General features: G+C 46.3%; 22 protein-coding genes. 11 read left to right on the plus strand and 11 right to left on the minus strand.

The genetic code is table 11. The features are described from left to right. Positions 1-1198, minus strand: a 1198-nt coding sequence (locus KU855_RS16930) for a SpvB/TcaC N-terminal domain-containing protein (RefSeq protein ID WP_218531903.1), incomplete at its 3' end; no start/stop codon positions are given. A 215-nt stretch (positions 1199-1413) separates the two neighbouring features. Between KU855_RS16930 and KU855_RS16935 the strand changes: the two genes are divergently transcribed. Further along, complete coding sequence (locus tag KU855_RS16935) at positions 1414-1950, plus strand: hypothetical protein (RefSeq protein WP_218531904.1); 537 nt, start codon at positions 1414-1416, stop codon at positions 1948-1950. A gap of 61 nt (positions 1951-2011) precedes the next feature. Here the strand turns inward: KU855_RS16935 and KU855_RS16940 are convergent, their stop codons facing one another. The 3 genes from KU855_RS16940 to KU855_RS16950 all read right to left on the minus strand — a co-directional run bounded on the left by KU855_RS16940 (position 2012) and on the right by KU855_RS16950 (position 3628). Then, entirely contained in the window at positions 2012-2464 is a 453-nt protein-coding gene (locus KU855_RS16940; protein ID WP_218531906.1) for a flavodoxin, read from the minus strand. 34 nt (positions 2465-2498) lie between these two features. Beyond that, entirely contained in the window at positions 2499-3251 is a 753-nt protein-coding gene (truC, locus tag KU855_RS16945) for a tRNA pseudouridine(65) synthase TruC (protein WP_256261101.1), read from the minus strand. A gap of 65 nt (positions 3252-3316) precedes the next feature. After that, entirely contained in the window at positions 3317-3628 is a 312-nt protein-coding gene (locus tag KU855_RS16950; protein ID WP_218531909.1) for a YqcC family protein, read from the minus strand. Positions 3629-3786: 158 nt separating this feature from the next. Here KU855_RS16950 and KU855_RS16955 point away from each other — a divergent pair, with 158 nt between their 5' ends. Then, complete coding sequence (locus tag KU855_RS16955) at positions 3787-4797, plus strand: DUF3549 family protein (protein WP_218531910.1); 1011 nt, start codon at positions 3787-3789, stop codon at positions 4795-4797. Continuing rightward, on the plus strand, positions 4794-5192 hold the full coding sequence (locus tag KU855_RS16960) for a DUF3301 domain-containing protein (RefSeq protein ID WP_218531911.1): 399 nt from the start codon (positions 4794-4796) through the stop codon (positions 5190-5192). Before KU855_RS16955 ends, KU855_RS16960 begins: the two co-directional genes overlap by 4 nt. Positions 5193-6534: 1342 nt before the next feature. On the opposite strand, the gene KU855_RS16965 is transcribed toward KU855_RS16960, so the two are convergent. Together KU855_RS16965 and KU855_RS16970 are read right to left on the minus strand one after the other, a co-directional pair. Further along, positions 6535-6861 carry a DUF962 domain-containing protein gene (locus KU855_RS16965; RefSeq protein ID WP_218531913.1) on the minus strand — a complete coding sequence of 109 codons (327 nt, stop codon included), beginning with the start codon at positions 6859-6861 and terminating at the stop codon, positions 6535-6537. Then, positions 6842-7477, minus strand: a complete 636-nt coding sequence (locus KU855_RS16970) for a GNAT family N-acetyltransferase (protein ID WP_218531919.1) — start codon at positions 7475-7477, stop codon at positions 6842-6844. The genes KU855_RS16965 and KU855_RS16970 overlap by 20 nt, the downstream gene beginning before the upstream one ends. Positions 7478-7641: 164 nt before the next feature. Here KU855_RS16970 and KU855_RS16975 point away from each other — a divergent pair, with 164 nt between their 5' ends. The 3 genes from KU855_RS16975 (at position 7642) to KU855_RS16985 (ending at position 9078) form a co-directional block, all read left to right on the plus strand. Continuing rightward, complete coding sequence (locus KU855_RS16975) at positions 7642-7872, plus strand: DUF2789 family protein (protein ID WP_218531921.1); 231 nt, start codon at positions 7642-7644, stop codon at positions 7870-7872. 109 nt (positions 7873-7981) lie between these two features. Further along, on the plus strand, positions 7982-8305 hold the full coding sequence (locus KU855_RS16980; RefSeq protein WP_218531923.1) for a hypothetical protein: 324 nt from the start codon (positions 7982-7984) through the stop codon (positions 8303-8305). Continuing rightward, complete coding sequence (locus KU855_RS16985) at positions 8305-9078, plus strand: Zn-ribbon-containing protein (RefSeq protein ID WP_218531925.1); 774 nt, start codon at positions 8305-8307, stop codon at positions 9076-9078. Before KU855_RS16980 ends, KU855_RS16985 begins: the two co-directional genes overlap by 1 nt. A gap of 10 nt (positions 9079-9088) precedes the next feature. Here the strand turns inward: KU855_RS16985 and syd are convergent, their stop codons facing one another. Then, positions 9089-9745 carry a SecY-interacting protein gene (syd, locus tag KU855_RS16990; RefSeq protein WP_218531927.1) on the minus strand — a complete coding sequence of 219 codons (657 nt, stop codon included), beginning with the start codon at positions 9743-9745 and terminating at the stop codon, positions 9089-9091. A gap of 49 nt (positions 9746-9794) precedes the next feature. Here syd and queF point away from each other — a divergent pair, with 49 nt between their 5' ends. After that, positions 9795-10652 carry an NADPH-dependent 7-cyano-7-deazaguanine reductase QueF gene (gene queF / locus KU855_RS16995; protein WP_218531934.1) on the plus strand — a complete coding sequence of 286 codons (858 nt, stop codon included), beginning with the start codon at positions 9795-9797 and terminating at the stop codon, positions 10650-10652. Positions 10653-10799: 147 nt separating this feature from the next. Then, positions 10800-11543, plus strand: coding sequence for a sporulation protein (locus KU855_RS17000; protein WP_218531936.1), 744 nt, complete (start codon positions 10800-10802; stop codon positions 11541-11543). A 50-nt stretch (positions 11544-11593) separates the two neighbouring features. Here the strand turns inward: KU855_RS17000 and KU855_RS17005 are convergent, their stop codons facing one another. Beyond that, positions 11594-11935: a zinc ribbon domain-containing protein YjdM gene (locus KU855_RS17005; protein WP_218531948.1), complete on the minus strand. Its 342-nt coding sequence runs from the start codon at positions 11933-11935 to the stop codon at positions 11594-11596. A 225-nt stretch (positions 11936-12160) separates the two neighbouring features. Between KU855_RS17005 and KU855_RS17010 the strand changes: the two genes are divergently transcribed. From KU855_RS17010 to KU855_RS17020, 3 genes are all read left to right on the plus strand, one after another. Then, a complete protein-coding gene (locus tag KU855_RS17010; RefSeq protein WP_218531937.1) occupies positions 12161-12433 on the plus strand; it encodes a DUF333 domain-containing protein in 273 nt (90 codons plus the stop codon). 129 nt (positions 12434-12562) lie between these two features. After that, positions 12563-13915 (plus strand): RsmB/NOP family class I SAM-dependent RNA methyltransferase, encoded by a 1353-nt coding sequence (locus tag KU855_RS17015; RefSeq protein WP_218531940.1) that lies wholly within the window; start codon positions 12563-12565, stop codon positions 13913-13915. A gap of 53 nt (positions 13916-13968) precedes the next feature. Beyond that, positions 13969-14223 carry a hypothetical protein gene (locus KU855_RS17020; protein WP_218531943.1) on the plus strand — a complete coding sequence of 85 codons (255 nt, stop codon included), beginning with the start codon at positions 13969-13971 and terminating at the stop codon, positions 14221-14223. Positions 14224-14314: 91 nt separating this feature from the next. Here KU855_RS17020 and KU855_RS17025 read toward each other — a convergent pair whose 3' ends face one another. The 3 genes from KU855_RS17025 to KU855_RS17035 all read right to left on the minus strand — a co-directional run bounded on the left by KU855_RS17025 (position 14315) and on the right by KU855_RS17035 (position 16947). Next, positions 14315-14851, minus strand: coding sequence for a YfaZ family outer membrane protein (locus tag KU855_RS17025; RefSeq protein ID WP_218531945.1), 537 nt, complete (start codon positions 14849-14851; stop codon positions 14315-14317). Positions 14852-14968: 117 nt separating this feature from the next. Then, entirely contained in the window at positions 14969-15481 is a 513-nt protein-coding gene (locus KU855_RS17030; RefSeq protein WP_218531947.1) for a GNAT family N-acetyltransferase, read from the minus strand. Positions 15482-15570: 89 nt separating this feature from the next. Further along, complete coding sequence (locus KU855_RS17035; protein WP_371316388.1) at positions 15571-16947, minus strand: magnesium transporter; 1377 nt, start codon at positions 16945-16947, stop codon at positions 15571-15573. Positions 16948-17460 lie beyond the last annotated feature (513 nt).

Below are 17460 nucleotides of genomic sequence, written 5' to 3' on the forward strand. Positions count from 1 at the left end.
CGAAAGCTGACTGGCTGGCTCCCGTCGTGGTCAGACTCGCTTCACCACCGGAGACGGTACGCTTATACCAGCGGCCATTGCGGACATACACAATGTCGGTCCGGCCATCACCGTCCATGTCGAAAAATTTGGCGGTATCATTATTGCCAGATGGAATACCCAAGGCTGTTTTCGCCATGAATGGCGTGTGAGAGCCGGAAGCCGTGGTGGCCGCAGGGCGGCTCCACTCAAATGAGACCGGCGTGCTGCAATCGGTTTGAGTTGTGCCAAGACATACTTTAATCTGGTCGAGGTAGTTTTGTGGTGTGCCGGAGGTCGCATCCCGGTAAGTTAAATGCCAGGTTTTGCTTACTGCATCATCTAGTCGTACTTCCACTTTTTGTAAGCGCTGGGTCAGGGTGACAGGGCTGCCGTAGACAAACCCATATTTAGGGTTGGATACTGATTGATAGACAAAGTGGATTTGTTGATAAGGCAGTTGCCCGTCACTGTGACCGGCGTAATCAATGCTTTTCAGGTACTGCTCTGTGGCGGTAGCCTGGTAGTGGTAACTGATGTAGTTACCCACCGGATCCTCAATGGCTTTGAGGTTCCACTGGTAAATGACATCACGGTTGTTTACCCGTGCTGAGCGGTACCCGTCATCCCCGCTATTGCCCTGCACATTGGGGAAGTGCTTGCCTGATACCTCATTCATATCTCCGTAGTAGAAGGTGTCGCCGGATTTGGTTTCCACCATGAATGCGCCCGGCCCCCCTCCCTGCGCTTGCCCCAGCACGGTCACTATGGACGCATCGTCGACTTCTTTGCGGTACTGTGCACCTTTCTGCCCATGACTGCCGGACACCAGCATCAACCGGCTGCCATCCAAACAGTATCGGTCACTGTTGGTGAGTTCTACGCCGTTAAGTAAACCGTCCTGTTCAATCGTTTTGGGGCAGCGACTGATGGCCGATAAGCCAGACAATCCCCAACCCACTCCCATGATGCTCTCTCCGCCGCCAGAGGTGTAACTGAGTTCAACAGATGGTTGGATACCGCCTCTGGCTGCGGGTGCGTCAATTGGAAGTGTGTAGGTGGCGGCGCCTTGCTCATTGACGCGAAAGCTGCCGCTAAGCGGCATACTGGACTGGGAAGAAGCAAAGGCCGGTAGGGTAAGCAGCGCCAACGATACCGCGGTCAGGCAGCTTTTTTTCATATCAACACTCCGTGTTTTTATTGTTCAAGGTTTATACAGGCGAGCGCTGAATGTGGTCAATCCGTGAACAAGAAAAACGTGACAATAATCTCACGTTGTGAGGTGTTTAATCTGTTATCTGCGTGTTTTCAATTTTATGCGCTTGGAGGAAGTTAATTGGTAGTGTCGCAAAGTTAGATTCAACGCTAGATGTACCTATTCACCAGGCGCTGATATTGCTCTCTGTTACTGCATCTGTGTTCTCTCTGCAGAGTGGGGTTGAATCCGCTCTGCAATCATCCAAGGCCGCCCAAATTGCTCAGTATAAAGTCGATGCGCTGCAGGTGGAGAGCACTGATTTGCAGCAACTGCAGCGTCAGCAACTCGATGCCAACTCCATCACTGCCGCCAATAACACTCAGTCGCTTATTTCCACCCGGAACGCCGAGCTTCAAACCTTGCTTGATGATATCGTCGCCGTTGATGATGGCAGTCAGTTGGCCAGCGTCTCTGATTACATTGTTCTGATTATTGCCAGTGCCCTGGAAGTCGTGTCTGTGGTCATGACACTGTGCCTGCATCACCTCGGTACCCATAGGACAAGACAGGACGGCGCAGGACATCGAGGGACAGTGAGCGTGTCCCAGCCGGTGATCGCTGTTCCTGGTGTTGAAACCCGGAACGAGCCCAGACAATTCGGGACAATATCGCAAAAGGCCGTTACCTTAGAAGAAGTTTGTCCAGAATTGTGGGACGAACACTCCAATGGGTAAACCTATTTCAGGACGGGACAGTCCAACCAAAAAAGGTAAGCCTAAGCTTACCTTTTTATGGCTAACGAGAGCTGATTGCCGCTAAAAATTTCGGTAACCATGCGCTAGCATCCTGCTCAGGACTCATGGTCTCGGTGGCATCTAATTGCAATCGGGTTAGCAGGGACTTAGCACCAAGCTCCGCTAATAACTCATCAAACTGCCGCCCCGCACCACAAAAGTGTTCGTAACTTGAATCCCCCAAGGCCACCACGGCATAATACACCGCCGGTAAATACGGGGCTTGCTGTTTTAACGCCTGAAACCAAGGGGCGATATCATCGGGCACATCGCCTTGGCCTGTGGTCGAACTCACCACCAGCAACACTTGCTCTGCCGGTGGCAACCAGCCAGATAATTGTGAATGCTCTCTTAGCTCCACCTCAACCCCTGCCTGCTGTATCTGAGCAGTCAATTGCTCGGCAACCGCTTGAGCACTGCCATACACCGTGCCAAAGACTATATTCACTTTCATGGCTCGCTTCCTTGTTAGTCATCGCTTACGCAAGTTACATGCTTGGGTCCAATGTCACATTAATCTCACCCCAGCCCAATCCGCTAAAGATAGGCTGCCATTCGGCTTCTAACTCAGTACTAATAGACATCGCCTCTTGAGTTACAGGATGAATAAAATCTAAGCGCTTTGCAATCAACCATAACCTATTATGCTGAAAATGCTCTCTAAAAAATCGATTTTGTTTACCATCACCGTGCGTGGTGTCACCCACAATCGGATGGCGTAAATGTGCCATATGTCGACGTAATTGATGCTTTCTTCCCGTTTGTGGCGTTAACGACACTAAGGCATAACGACTGCTCGGATAGCGATCAGATTGAAACGGGATCTCAGCATTGAGTAAAGGCTGATAATGAGTAATCGCGGCCTTATACTCCCCCTCGGAATTGGCAAATTTATCGGCGACCTTATCCAGCTCCTCTTTCAGGGGATAATCCAGCGTTGCCGCCTCATGCATATTACCGCGCACCAAGGCGAGGTAAGTTTTATTCACCTGATGCAAAGCGAATTGATCACACAACTGCCTCGCCACCTCACTGCTTTTGGCAAATAATAAAACCCCTGAGGTTGGCCTATCTAATCGATGAACAGGAAACACATGACAGCCCACCAGATCCCGCGTCATTTGCATGGCAAAATAGATTTCACGCCGGGCTAAGTAACTGCGATGGACCAATAGACCGGCAGGTTTATGGATCGCGACTAAATGTTCATCTTCATACAGAACTCGAATTTCTGGGGCCATGTCATCAGCGCCAGTGTGACACTCGGCTGATACTGGCAGTTCACAGTCTGAGACCGCGTGGATTGTCATGACAAATACTCATCAAATTGTTGTAAAAACGCGATTAGCGCTTGTTTATCGTCTTGGCCTTGCCAAAGATGCTCAGCCATTGGCGCCAACGCCATAGTGCCAGGCAATCCTTGTCCTTGTTCAATCAAGAGATTCATTCTTGGCACAAAAATAAACTGCAGCCATTGGGCAAACGTCATAGTATCACAAGCAAATGGGGCAGAACTGGCCAAAGCCGAGGCCTCAATTGGTTGCTGCTGCCACAAGCCCACATCAGTCAGTAAGGCTTGTAATTGCTGTAAATACGTCACGGTGTGGACGGGTAACATACTTTTCCTGAGGCTAAAGCAAACTTAATGGTCATAGGATATAACATTGTGGTGGGCTGGATATAGATCTAAGCCAATGGAAGATGCTCGTTTGGGTATAACATTGGCACTGGCATGACATATAATGCCGCCAGTAATCACGTTAAGATGAGCCAAGTATGCAAGATATCACCAGTTTAGGGCAATTTTTTAAAGCGGCGAGCACCCAGTTTCAAGTCTATGATCTTGGTCGTCGGGTGCAACATATCGATATGATGGCCTTTGAGCAAATCGAACAACAGCGCTGCCCTTACCCTTACCCAATTCAAGGCCATGCTCAATTTGCGATGGTGTTTTGGAATGATTGTGCCCAACACTATATTTGGTTTTTAAAAATTCCCTTGGATGAACGAGGCTTATTAAGCGGCGCCGCCACTCAGCAGTTTTTACACATGGTGGCTGAAGCCTTCGGCCAAAACCCTAATACAGAGCTTAGCCAAGAGCAGCAAGACCGACTGGCTAATCACCCCTTTAGCTTTAAACCCAGTGAAACCAAATTGGCCGTCTTTAACGGTTTAGTGCGCCAACAGTTAGCACTAAACACCTCGAATCAATATCCGCTGGCTAAGCGTTATTTACAACAAGAGATCCCGTCAGAGCAGTGGCACCAATTGGGTTTACAAGGCTTGGTTGATATTTGCGTGCGCTTGCAAGATCCGCAGCATAAGCAATTAATTTTAAACGGATTAGACAATAGCCCATTGGAAGTTAAAATTGCATTGTGTCAATGCTTAGAGCATCTCTCACTCGACAATGACATCCTAGCAATGTTGTGGTCAAACTTGCTAGCTCATCCCCAACAGCCAACCTATTTTCTGCAGGCCATGGCATCATCGTGCGAATTCAGCTCGAGAGCCATTGTCGACATTCATCAGCAATCAGGCTTAACTCAAGCGCTATTAATCAGCATTGCAGCTCGAAACTGGCGGGTATTAAAACAAGACGCGATCCGCAGTATTTACTTAGAAGCTCTAGCAACCCATGAGCAAAGCTTTTTTAATCATATCTTTGCTGATATTGTTGCCATTCCCGAGTTGCGCTCGTGTTGTTTATCAGCATTACGAGATCCGAATCGAAGTGCAACCTTATCTGCCGCAATTGGCGGCCTGTTTCAGGCGACCACATCATGATGACAGACGTATTATTAATGTTAGCGGTAGCTGTGATTGCCGCCTTTTTTTGGCAATTGCGACAAATGGCCGAACAAGCGAGGTTATTTGCAGACAAAGAATGTCAAAAACAGAATGTCCAATTACTGGCTTTTGCTCAAGAAAGCGCCCGGCCGAGTATCGGCGGTCATAGTGGACTCTGTTGGAAAACCAAGTATTTGTTAGAATTTAGCACCGACGGCATTAATCAATTCCGCGCGCATATTTGGATGCATGGTAAGCGTGTGACCAAAATTCAATGGCCAATCTTTCCCGAACCCGAGTGGCATCAAGCGCCAACGGCAAAAGGGAGTATTGGTGGCAGTTGCGGCGGTGGCGCCAGTAAAGGTAATTGCAGCTCAGGTCGTTGTCGCTAAACGCAGATACAAGAAGGGCGCGGCAAAGCCGCGCCCGGTACACCTTGTGATAGCCTATCCTGCTATATTGTGCTCCCTGCTCCATCCATGCGAACGTTGTGCTCCTGCATCATCCTTGGACTGCTGTCGTTTTCCTTGTCTTTTCAGACGTATTCCCTTACTACCGTCATTTCCATTTTCGGGCCTGCTCTTTCCTGAGCGTGTCCAATCCCATCCTGGGCTGCAGCACTATTACTTCCTGTAATAGTTGGCTCCTTTTTACCTTCCTAGTAAACAGTCATCCTGACTGCAATCATCCTTGGCAGCTACCTTGCCTTTTAATCTTGCTATTTTTAATGACATCAAACAATGTCATCAAAAAATATCCTTGTCTCGATAGCAGCAAACTCACCATCCTGTGGGTTTGTTGTCATCAATCTCTCGACACTTAAAATTTTACTGCATCCACACCAGATAAAAAGGATGTTTTTTATATTTTATTAAGTGCCAACCCCGCCACTAGCCACAGCATCAAGATAAATCATTGATTAAAAATTAAAAAATATTTGCCCATGCCTAAATTTAGCAATTAAAAAGAAGAAATACTTACATGCTTGTGAGATATATCTTACAAAAAAGTTGGCAGGTTAAACAATTGTTAATATTTGGGGCAATAAAAAAGGTGCATTTCTGCACCTTTTTTATTTTCTCTTTGTCAGCCATCCAGCTAATTTATGCTCCCTGCTCCATCCATGCGAACGTTCGGCATCCAGCCTGTATCCCTACTGTCCATAAAATCCATGTGCGTACACATTCATCCTTGCGACTTCATCCTTCCATGAGTGAAGTGCTAGCGTTAAGCTAGTATCCTTATCTCATCCATAAGCATCACTTGCTGCTTCAAGCATCCTGCGGGCTTCTCAGTCATCCTGATACTAGTTTTTATTTGCCCTACAAGTGTTAAGACCATCCAGTCTGTCTTAATGTGGGTATCCTACCCGCTATCCTTGATATAACACTATTGCAATTAACGACGTCCTGTCTTTGTTTCTTCCTGAAACAACACTCCAAATGGCGTGACATCCATCACACAGCAATAGCGCCTAAACCAATCCATAACTTATTTATCTGTTTAAGCTATCCTGCGCCTACCCCAAAAGTATAAAGTAAGTCGGATCGAAAATGCGCCCAAAAAACATCCAAACAGAGTAAATATAACCACTCCATGAAATGGCAATCCGTAACGCCATGTTATTAAAGGGATTAAATTTTTATCATGAATTGATCGTGGTCATTGGATTACACCAACGTAAGAGATCTCGCACAAGGTGAGTGGCGTGACTGCTGTCACACTAATAATTGCTTATTTAAATGAGATTTTGCCACTGGCCAGTTGCCAGAACATGACCAGATCGCCGAGCAAGCTATACAGGGGATATTTGAAGGTGGCGGGGCGATTATTCTCAAAGAAGAAATGACCAACCCAGGCAGGACCATATCCTAAAAGAGGCAATAGCCAGGCCCATTGCCATTGACCACTAACGACTAATCCAAGCAGCAAAATCAAGACTGACAAGGTGCCACAAAAATGCAGCACACGGCAGGTAACCACTTGATGTTGCGACAAATAAAATGGATAAAATTCAGCAAAGCTCTGATACGACTTAGTTTCAGTTGTTGGTGTTGCCATAAAATAATAACTCCCCACTGACATTACCTATAACTAAATCAGATAAATGCTTAAATTGATATTGATGAAATAATGCCAAATGATGTTCGTTGGTGACAAATACACCAATCCCCTCTAATTCTGGTTGCTCGTCACACCAATGCGTGATGGCATCGATTAATTTCCCGCCTAGGTGTTTACCTTGCTCACTAGGAGATATCGCCAAAAATTGTAAAATACCACTATGGCCACTCGGCAAATGCTCTTGGATAGAACGCTCTTTTTGGACCCATTTTTGGGTCGATTGCCATCCGGTACTTAACAGCATTTTTAAGCGCCAATGCCAATATCGACTCTGGCCAACCGCGGCAGCTGAATTAACCACACAAGCGACGCCCACTAAGCGATCATCATCAAACAAGCCCACTAATGTTTGCTCTTGTTGCCACAATTCATTGAGTTCCTCGCGGATAGCCCCCCGCAGCTTTTGCTCATATAAGTGATCATCACCACAATAGAGTGCGTCTTTAAACACCAGATCATCATGGTAGGCTGTATATAAAATTGACGCGGCAATACGCAAATCATCCGCGGTTAAATAGACGGCGCGGTATTGGTTTTCAGTTGTTAATGCCATATGCCCTCCTTACGTTTCACATACTCTAGCAAGGCCGAGCATTAATGTTAACAAAATGTTTACTTGATTCGTGATTGTGCTATTTGTCTTCGACTGGTGCCAATCTCTGCTACCCTCTAGAGGTTTAACCCCTTTTATATGCTTAGCTAAACGTCGAGGTTGATATGGACACCACCATTGCTAATTTAAGTCATTTATTTGAACAATTAGGCTTGGCTCCCGCAGCACAAGACATCGAACAGTTTATCGCCACTCATTCGCTTGATATTAAAGAATCTATTTGTGATGCCAGTTTTTGGACACCCTCTCAGCAAGCCTTTCTTCAAGAGGCTATCAGCGCCGATAGTCATTGGAGTGAACTGGTTGATCAACTCGCGACCCGATTACAAAAATAGTCTCCCTTGGGGCAACATCTAGCGCCTAATGGCGGTACCTATCTATACCTAAGGCGCGCAATACAATACACTCACCGTCATTGAGTTTTTTAATAAAAAGCGACATGCGATGAGTCAAATTGAGGTAGTAATCAATCAAGCCTGCCAATTAGCGCAGGCCGGAAAAACCCCCACCCTAGCCCTAATTAAAAGCAAAGTTAAATTACCGATGCCCATCCTTGTGCAAGGGTTGCAAGCATTTAAACAACTTAATGCGCAAGAGCGCCAACAGCGATTAAGCCAGGCGCAACCTTTGCTCGCACCGCAGGCCCCCGCCAGCGACACTCTCAGTCTTGAGCAACAGTTAGCGTATTTGCGCTCTCAACAGCAAGAGATGCAAACCACCATCGACGCCCTTCACCGCCGTGTGAGCCAGTTGGAGCAGCAACAATAATGTTTGTGGTAGAACTCAGATTTGAATGCTTTGCTGACACCAGTTTCACGGCAGTAGAACGCAGTATCAATGGTTTGTTAGAAGCCTATCGCGCCAATGGCCAAGTGCTAGGGCGTGAATTTGCCATCGCCTTTAATGACGGTGAATTTCGGGTGAGATTATTATTGCCAGAGCAAGATAGCCTTAATTATCGTTTTAACAGTCCTTGGGTAAAACAAGCATTAGCGCAATTAACTGAGGCTAAAATTCTGGCACCACGCACTAAAGTGATTGGCCAAGATATCAACTCAGAAGAATCCACTTTAGCAACGCCTAGTTGGCAGGTGTTATATACCAGTTATGTCCATATGTGCTCACCGATACGGAGCGGTGATGATCTGCGCCCCATCCCACTTTATCGTTTGCCCGCCACGTTTAATGGCGATCATAAACGTCTTATTCGCTGGCAGACGGAATGGCAAGCCTGTGATGAATTACAAATGGCCGCCGCGACAGCAGCAGAATTTGCCGCATTGCATGAGATGACAGACACTGGTAGTGATTTATTTCGGCGAGGTTGGGACTTACGGGGCCGAGTAGAATATTTAACCAAAATTCCGACCTACTACTATCTGTATCGAGTCGGTGGCAGTGATAAGCAATCTGAGCGAGACCGTCCATGTCCTCGCTGCGGGAATCATGCCTGGGCCTTAAGCGAACCCTTATTAGATATGTTTCATTTTCGCTGTGATGATTGCCGTATCGTGTCTAACTTATCTTGGGATCATCAATAGTCATCATGCGTTATTTTTGCCCGGTTAAATGACGCCACATGATTTTTAGTCGCTGAATAATGCCTGGATGTGACCTCTCAGGCATTGCTTCAACCACCGGCACTTCAGGTAAACAAACCCTCGGGGTTAATAGCTGTAAGTATTCACCTAGACTGGCCGCTAATCGTTGTTCTTGCTCATGACCTGGCACTTCAGTCCAGACACTACCGTCTTGATTATTCACGGTGATCATCCGATCGCCATCGGCTAATAGGCCAATAAACCATGTGAGTGGCTGCTTAAGTTTCTGCTTCATCATAATGTGGCCAATCAGATTTTTTTGCAGTATGTCTAAGTCGTCATCATTCCAAGTTTGCAGCAGTTCGCCAACGCCTTGCTCGCTGTGAAAATACAAGGTGCCAGCATAGATCTTGCCGTAAAAACTCACCATATCCGGCCAAAACTTGATACCTAAAGCCAATTCAATATTGGTAAAATCCGCGACGCTTGAACGTGAGACCCATTGCCACTGCATGCTGATATCGTCCTCAGCCAAGGGGTCACGCAAACACTCAGATACCATCCCCTGCGGGTAGCACCTAGGTAGCTCACCAAGCTGCTCTTGGTAACTGTGAATATATCTTGTTAAAAAATCATTTAATTGGATATCGCAGGACACTGAAGTCATTCCTAATTTGCAGTATACTTTGGGGATATTTTGACACGGATACCAGTGAATGACACGACATAACGACCCTTATCACGGCGCAAAGGAACTCGCCGGATTGACTTTAGGTCAAGCGACTACGTACAAGGACCAATATGCCCCTGAGTTATTGCAAGGGGTGCCGCGGGCACTGAACCGCAGCGCCATCGGCTTAACCTCAACCCTGCCCTTTACTGGTGTCGACCTATGGACGGGTTATGAGCTCTCTTGGCTCAACGCCAAGGGGAAACCTATGGTGGCAATTGCTGAGTTCGCACTGCCAGTTGACAGCCCAAACTTAGTGGAGTCCAAGTCATTTAAACTCTATTTAAATAGCTTAAACCAAACTCGATTTGACTCAGTAGACGCGTTACAACAGTGCTTAGTGACCGATTTAAGCCAGTGTGCTGGTAAAGACGTGAAAGTATCGATCATTGAGCCAAAGCATTTTAACCATCAGCGCATTGTTGAGTTACCGGGTCACTGCATTGATGAACTCGACATTGACGTCAACGATTACAGCTTTAAGCCTGAATATTTAGAAAATAGCACAGATGATAAGCAAGTGGTTGCCGAGACTCTAACATCTAACTTATTAAAATCTAATTGCTTAATCACCTCACAGCCGGATTGGGGCAGCGTGATGATCCGCTATCAAGGCGCGAAAATCGATAGTGAGAAACTCTTACGCTATTTGATCTCTTTCCGTCAGCACAATGAGTTCCATGAACAATGCGTCGAACGTATTTTTATGGATCTAAAACATTTCTGTCAGTGCTCAAAATTAACCGTCTATGCCCGTTACACTCGTCGCGGAGGCTTAGATATCAATCCTTATCGCAGTGACTTTGAACACGTAATCGACAATCACAGATTAGCTCGTCAGTAATGGTCGACACCACCCATTCCCTTGGGTGGTGTTATTGCCCGCCAAAATCGCCAATCAATTGAGAATTATCAAAAAATTTATTGGTAAACACTAGCCTCCAACTCAACATTTGATTAGTCTGAGTCAAATTAAACCAAGGAGTCTGAGATGTTTAAAAAATTATTGGCGTCGATAGGCATAGGATCGGCCAAAGTAGATACCTTACTGCATACAGAACATTTACTGCCTGGCCAAGCATTTAGCGGCGAGATTTTAGTGGTCGGTGGGAATGTTGAACAAGCGATTTCCGGACTGGATTTAGCCTTAATGACTAAGGTTAAAGTGGAAGGCGAAAACGGCGATAATTTTGTCAATCACATGCTCCAAAATTGGCATATTAGCGACAGTTTCACCATCGCTCCGCAACAACAACGCCGCATTCCGTTTGAGCTGGTACTGCATCCAGAAACACCGATCACACAACTCGACACCCGCTTTAATCAATGTCAGGTATGGCTAGCCACCGGCTTAAATATTGACATGGCGATTGATGCTAGCGATAAAGATCCGCTCTACATTTATCCCAATGACGTCGTCACCGCGTTTATGCAAGCCATGCGCCATGCCGGCTATCAGTTACACAAAGCTGATGTTGAAAAAGGTTTTTTAAATACTCGCCAATTCCGTTCAAATTCAGGGTGTTACCAAGAATTAGAGTACCGACCTGGACGCACAAGTTTATTGGGGATACGGGAAGTTGAATTATCGTTTGTTCCTGAGAAAACAGTCACTCACGTCTTGATTGAGCTCGATAGAGCCTTTAAAGGCGATGGTTATCGGAGCATTAGTATCGGACATGATGCCGCGAGTATTGAGGCCATTCCGCAGCAGTTGGCCAACTTATTGAAGTAATTCAGCTAAAAAGATGAAAAAAAACGGGTCAAGCTTGACCCGTTTGATTATCAGACTTTCTTAACGAATTCTGATTTCAACTTCATAGCACCAAAGCCATCGATTTTACAATCGATATCATGGTCGCTATCGACTAAACGAATATTCTTTACTTTAGTACCCACTTTTACCACTAAAGAAGAACCTTTCAGTTTTAAATCTTTAATCACAGTCACTGTGTCGCCATCTTGCAAGATAGCACCGTTAGCATCCTTGTATACTTTTTCATCATCAGCGGCTTCTGTTTCAGCCCCTTCTAGCCACTCATGACCGCATTCAGGGCAAGCAAATAGACTGCCATCAAAATAGGTGTATTCAGAGTTGCACTTAGGGCAATTTGGCAAAGCAGACATGGATAAAACCTCAAACAAACACAATAAAACAAAATTATATCCGATCTCAGCCAATGGCGGCACAAACATCCCCATTAATTGCGATTCATCTGACGTTTTATCTAAGCAATATTGGTTAAAAAGCATTAGCATCTAAAAACTTAATTGTATTTTTTACCAAAGATATTTTTCAACATATTCTCAGCTCATCCCCAACTGAGCCAAGATCATCGGCAAGGAGATGACATGATACACTCTCGCCTCATTGTATTGCTTGGACTAAGCAGTTTACTCCTCAATGGTTGCGCACCAACCCAAGCGCCACCCCCAGCGCAAACCATGGGTCTAGCGAATCCGGCAGCCGTCTTTTGTGTGAACCAAGGTGGACAATATATTATCGATAATCAAAACGGCAGCAGTATGGGTTATTGCCTCTATCAAGGGGAAACTCATGAGGCTTGGCAATGGTATCGGCAGCACCATAGCAGCCACGACACCAACCCGCAGGACAACCAATGAGCAACCTCCCACCATTGACCGACTAAACATTGGGATCATGATGAGCTTTTTTCGCGATAATGTTACCATTGTCTCTCATTACACTTGTCAGTGATATACATCACTTGAATCAATCTTACTGGGCAATTTATGGGCAATCCAACTCCCCCTGAAAACGGCATCATCCCCGCGCAAATCAATCATTCGCATAAGCGCGCTTATAGTTATGCGACCACGATTTCACACTTGTTTGCCACGATTAACGATACCAAGCAACCGGCAGATCGTGTTATTGGACAATACTTTCGCGATCATAAAAAACACGGTTCAAAAGACAGACGCATTATTCGTGAAACCTTATTCGGTTTGTTTCGTTGGTGGGGCTGGCTGGCACAACTTTCTGCCGCTGACATTATCGGCAAAGATCAACCCTTAACGCCGCAGTGGTTTCGTCAACTGAGTGGCTGCGCCTTGCTGGAACAACACGGCTGGCAAGATATCATCGATGCTTGGCACGAATTGGGGGAATTACCTCAATGGCCAGCGCTTGATGGTGTGGAGATTCAACAAAAAAGCCAACAATTGCAGCAGCACTTCCCTGAGTTAAATTTCAGCTTAGATCTGCTACTGCCATCATGGTTTTGGCAAGTCACAACCCCCCGCGCCGACCAACAGCTCGCGTTAATCGCCGCGATGTCATCTCGGCCGCCCATATGGGCCCGCGCACAAGGATTGCCCGTCAGTGCCATCGTAACGGAACTTCAAGCGCTCGACATTGATGCCAAGCCCAGCCCATACTTCAGTGACGCCCTGAGCCTTGGCCATAAAAGTATTAACTTTAATCAAGTGTCCTTGTATCAAAACGGCAAAATTGAAATTCAAGATTTAGCCTCTCAGGTCATTGGGCAGATTTGCGCGCCAAGCCCGAATGACACTTGGTGGGATGCCTGCAGTGGCGCTGGCGGAAAAAGCTTGCAGCTCCGAGCCTTAATGCAGGCTCAAGGTCATGGCCGTGGTCACATTGTCGCCTCGGATATTCGTCAGCATGCGCTCGATGAATTACTTAAGCGCGCCAAACGCGCCGGCTATACTCAAATCACCCTCGCCCGCTGGCGCTCAGAAGCCTTGCCCGTTGAGGCCCAAGCCTTTGACGGCGTATTAGTCGATGCTCCTTGTAGTTGCACCGGCACGTGGCGACGCAACCCCGATATGCGCTGGCTAGATGCGACTGATGTGGTCGAACAAAAGCCCGCGTTACAACTCGATATTTTGAGTAGAAGCAGTCATGCGGTTAAGCCTGGTGGCGTATTAGTTTATGCGACTTGCTCGTTGGCAAACGCTGAAAATGAACAGGTCGTTAACGCCTTTTTGGCCGCCCACCCCGAGTTCAGCCCCGAAACCATTATCCACCCTTTTACCGGGGAATCGACCACCATGCTCACGGTCTGGCCGTATGAGGCTGACAGCGATGGCATGTTTGTTTGTCGCATGCGCCGCCAGTAAGCCCAGTCCTGAGGAACAGCCTCAAGTGTCATGCCACTTTTGAGGCTAGTTCAGTGAAATATATTGGCACTCAGCGTCAAAATATATCACTTTCAAGTTGTCTCAAAATCGGTAAAAAATACCACTGCAATCGTGCATTTTTTTGGGATAGGAATATGTCTCAGTACAAAGACTTTGATGAGCTAGCACCTTGGGAACAAGGCGGCAAAGCAAAACAAAAAAAGATTAAGCCCAGACAAAGAGCGTCAAAAAAACGCTATTTTGATGATATGGAGATTGGGGCATACCAAAAAAATCACCATCACTAAATACTAGTGGACAGGATTGATTATCTCGCTATCAGTCGTTGATAGTCCGAGCAACAATAAAGGCCAGTGTCACTGGCCTTTATTATGTCGATTAGAATCTGGCTTTCATCCCTAAATAAAAGCCTGAGTCAAATGTGGTGTCTTTGGCATGGTCGTATTCAAAATGAATATAACGATAGCCCGCATAGAATCCCATCGTTGGCGTTAAATCAAATTGAATTTTAGTGTCGCCTTCATAATGACCGTCAAGCTTACCAAACGCCAATACCGAAGGCGTATAGTAGCCCGCGGCATGCCATGACAACTTTGATCCTAAATCAATGGCATAACGTCCACCAATCGCCAAGACCCCGCCATTGGGACTGAGATCAGACCACAACTGCGAATACTGCACCCCAAACTCCAAATGGTGGGCACCGGCATCATGCGTCAGATGACTGGCCACTTGCAATAAATGGCCATTGTTATCCGAGTAGATATAATTAATACCCGCATTGGCGTTATAGGCAATCTTGGTGGTTAGCTCTGCCGAAACGACATCGTCATTCAAACCTAGATTGAATTCTGCCGCAGAAGCCGGCAGCGTCATGGCCGCTAATAACAGCAGCGACTTGTTGAAATGAGTCATAAAATCCATAAGTTCCAATGTTTTGAGAACCAAGATTTTACCTGATGTTAAGTCACTCACATCGCAAAAATGCAACAAAAACAGCAAATACAACCCACTGGCAATATTGACGCAACCTTATCTAAACATCACCCTGCTACCCACCAACGTTTGCATCATAGTGTCTACATCCACGTCGTCCATCAAGGGCATGTAAAACCAATCAATAATATTGCCCGTGCCGCGAACACTGTAGAAACTATGCCAAAATGTCCAACCGGCTTTTAGTAAATTTGCCTTACTCGCTTGATTTTCATCACGCACCGTCGCCCACAATAATTTAACCCCAACGGCCCGTGCTCGCCTGACTCGTTCTTGAGTCAAGCGTTGAGCAATCCCTTGGCGGCGGTAGTCTGGATGAACCACTAAATAGCCCATTTCAGCCACATCGCCCGCGCCTTCTTTGATCGCAGCACATCCGACGAGACTACCGTCGGTTTTCAGTGCCACAATGACGGCTCGAGAGCGACAAAAACTGTCGTGATCCAGTGGATGAGCATTATCATCACGTTGATCAATCAATGCAGCAGCTTGACGGATCAACTCAGGATCCTGGGTTTCAATGTAGGTATATTGATGTGAAATTGACATGGCGAACTCGTAGCTACACTGGGCCGAAAAAAATGATGGCAGAGTCTAGCAAAACTACTCCGCCATTGCTGCAAAAACTCGATTAACGATTAAAGATATACCCAAGTGGCAAGCCCTAGGAAACTTAAGAAGCCAATCACATCGGTTACCGTCGTTAAGATCACCGACCCTGACAGCGCAGCATCTTGATTGAATTTATCCAAAATCATCGGGATCAATACTCCTGAAGCCGCGGCGGCGAGTAAGTTAACCATGATGGCACAACCAATGATGATCCCAAGCGATGGGTCGGTAAACCACCATGCGGCGACAAATGCAATCACCACCGACCATACAATCCCGTTAACCACGCTAATGCCTAACTCATTGCGCATCAGTGGCCATAAGTTACCGCGCGACACTTGTCCCATCGCCATGCCACGGATCATCAAGGTTAATGATTGACTACCCGCGATGCCTCCCATCGACGCCACCACCGGCATTAAGACTGCAAGGGCAACCACTTGCGCCAACACAGGTTCAAATAAACTAATGGTAGCGGATGCTAAAAAGGCCGTCAGCAAGTTGATGCCTAACCACACTGCCCGGCGTTGAGCGCTTTTGAGCACAGGAGCAAACAAGTCGCTATCTTCTTTTAAACCGGCACCGGCCATTAATTGTGACTCTAAATGTTCACGAATAATTTCAGTGGCGGTGCGCAAACTCAAACGTCCGAGTAATTGACCATCGTCGGCTAAAATCGGCATTTCAGTTTCGTTACTGTGTTGCAAATATTCAGCGGCATCAAATAAACCGCTATCAGCAGATAACACAGGTTTGTCGTCATCGATTAATGACAATAATGGCGCCTCAGGATCTGACTTAAAAATCAAATGCCGTGATACTGTCCCTAAGTATTTATCATCGTTATCGGTAATAAACACATTATCACCGCAATCGAGGGCTATCCTTCTAAAAAAACGTTGTGCTTGAGCCACATTGGAAGTTTCACTCAATACCAGCATCCGGTGATCGGCATAACGACCCACTTGGGTCTCGTCAAATTGATCAAACAGCGCATAACGCTCTCGTTGACGATCCCCCATTTGCTGCAGCGCTCGGTCAACCAGCGACTCTGGCAGACTATCACTCCAATCAATAAGCTCTTCAGGCGAGAGCATGGCAAACAGAATATCAATGTCATCAGCTTCTAACAGACTTAATATACTTAAGCGGGGATCGGAGCGCATCATACTGAGTACGGCGACACGTTCGAGCCCTTCCACCTGCTGCCAACGTTCAAAGCGCTGTTCACGGGGTAATGACTCCAGAGCCATCGCAATAAAACCGGGTTCAGCCTCAGCTAACATGTCAGCAAAGCATTTCGCTTGCTCTTCTCCATCAAGCAAGGTCAGCGTCTGGATCCAATCAGAGAAATCGCCTACAAAAGTCTCATTAGTGTCCTGGTGTTGCTGATTTTCAATCAAAATGTTATCTCCCTTGGATCTAGGCCGCCACTATAACTGGATTGTAAAAAAGCCGATAGTGCAATGACGTATACGCGTTAATATTTTCATTGTGTTATTGCTATCCTGACCAAACCTGCAGCGCTGCAATACTAAAGTGGCTAGCTCCAATGAAACAAGCTAATGTGATTTATCGTGGTGAGGCGCCATCTGAAAATTAAAAGTGCTATCGAATCAATCACAAAAAAATTAATTTAAAAATATTGAGATCATGATTGAACTTCTCTATTCGCCAGCACTCAAACATAGTGAACAATAGAATTCGTTTTCTTGTGTTCATCATTCTCCCTGGGACTTCTAGCGCGGTCCCCCTCGACTTACTATGAGTCAATAAGCAACCTTAATGGTTAATGCCGTTCACTTAGTGTGAACGGCATTTTTCTTAGACTTAATGGGATACTTGTTTTTACTCATTTTTAACGCACGTGGATAGGCCCTATCCCGTTTCCCATCAAGCTTGAACTGTCTCGCATT

The sequence above is a fragment of the Shewanella sp. NIFS-20-20 genome, assembly GCF_019209865.1.
GTDB lineage: Bacteria > Pseudomonadota > Gammaproteobacteria > Enterobacterales > Shewanellaceae > Shewanella.

Bases quoted from the DNA above. Each gene is read 5' to 3' on its own strand.
- KU855_RS16940 (WP_218531906.1), bottom strand. From the start codon at position 2,464: ATGAAAGTGAATATAGTCTTTGGCACGGTGTATGGCAGTGCTCAAGCG.
- truC (WP_256261101.1), bottom strand. From the start codon at position 3,251: ATGGCCCCAGAAATTCGAGTTCTGTATGAAGATGAACATTTAGTCGCG.
- KU855_RS16950 (WP_218531909.1), bottom strand. From the start codon at position 3,628: ATGTTACCCGTCCACACCGTGACGTATTTACAGCAATTACAAGCCTTA.
- KU855_RS16955 (WP_218531910.1), top strand. From the start codon at position 3,787: ATGCAAGATATCACCAGTTTAGGGCAATTTTTTAAAGCGGCGAGCACC.
- KU855_RS16960 (WP_218531911.1), top strand. From the start codon at position 4,794: ATGATGACAGACGTATTATTAATGTTAGCGGTAGCTGTGATTGCCGCC.
- KU855_RS16965 (WP_218531913.1), bottom strand. From the start codon at position 6,861: ATGGCAACACCAACAACTGAAACTAAGTCGTATCAGAGCTTTGCTGAA.
- KU855_RS16970 (WP_218531919.1), bottom strand. From the start codon at position 7,477: ATGGCATTAACAACTGAAAACCAATACCGCGCCGTCTATTTAACCGCG.
- KU855_RS16975 (WP_218531921.1), top strand. From the start codon at position 7,642: ATGGACACCACCATTGCTAATTTAAGTCATTTATTTGAACAATTAGGC.
- KU855_RS16980 (WP_218531923.1), top strand. From the start codon at position 7,982: ATGAGTCAAATTGAGGTAGTAATCAATCAAGCCTGCCAATTAGCGCAG.
- KU855_RS16985 (WP_218531925.1), top strand. From the start codon at position 8,305: ATGTTTGTGGTAGAACTCAGATTTGAATGCTTTGCTGACACCAGTTTC.
- syd (WP_218531927.1), bottom strand. From the start codon at position 9,745: ATGACTTCAGTGTCCTGCGATATCCAATTAAATGATTTTTTAACAAGA.
- queF (WP_218531934.1), top strand. From the start codon at position 9,795: ATGACACGACATAACGACCCTTATCACGGCGCAAAGGAACTCGCCGGA.
- KU855_RS17000 (WP_218531936.1), top strand. From the start codon at position 10,800: ATGTTTAAAAAATTATTGGCGTCGATAGGCATAGGATCGGCCAAAGTA.
- KU855_RS17005 (WP_218531948.1), bottom strand. From the start codon at position 11,935: ATGTCTGCTTTGCCAAATTGCCCTAAGTGCAACTCTGAATACACCTAT.
- KU855_RS17010 (WP_218531937.1), top strand. From the start codon at position 12,161: ATGATACACTCTCGCCTCATTGTATTGCTTGGACTAAGCAGTTTACTC.
- KU855_RS17015 (WP_218531940.1), top strand. From the start codon at position 12,563: ATGGGCAATCCAACTCCCCCTGAAAACGGCATCATCCCCGCGCAAATC.
- KU855_RS17025 (WP_218531945.1), bottom strand. From the start codon at position 14,851: ATGACTCATTTCAACAAGTCGCTGCTGTTATTAGCGGCCATGACGCTG.
- KU855_RS17030 (WP_218531947.1), bottom strand. From the start codon at position 15,481: ATGTCAATTTCACATCAATATACCTACATTGAAACCCAGGATCCTGAG.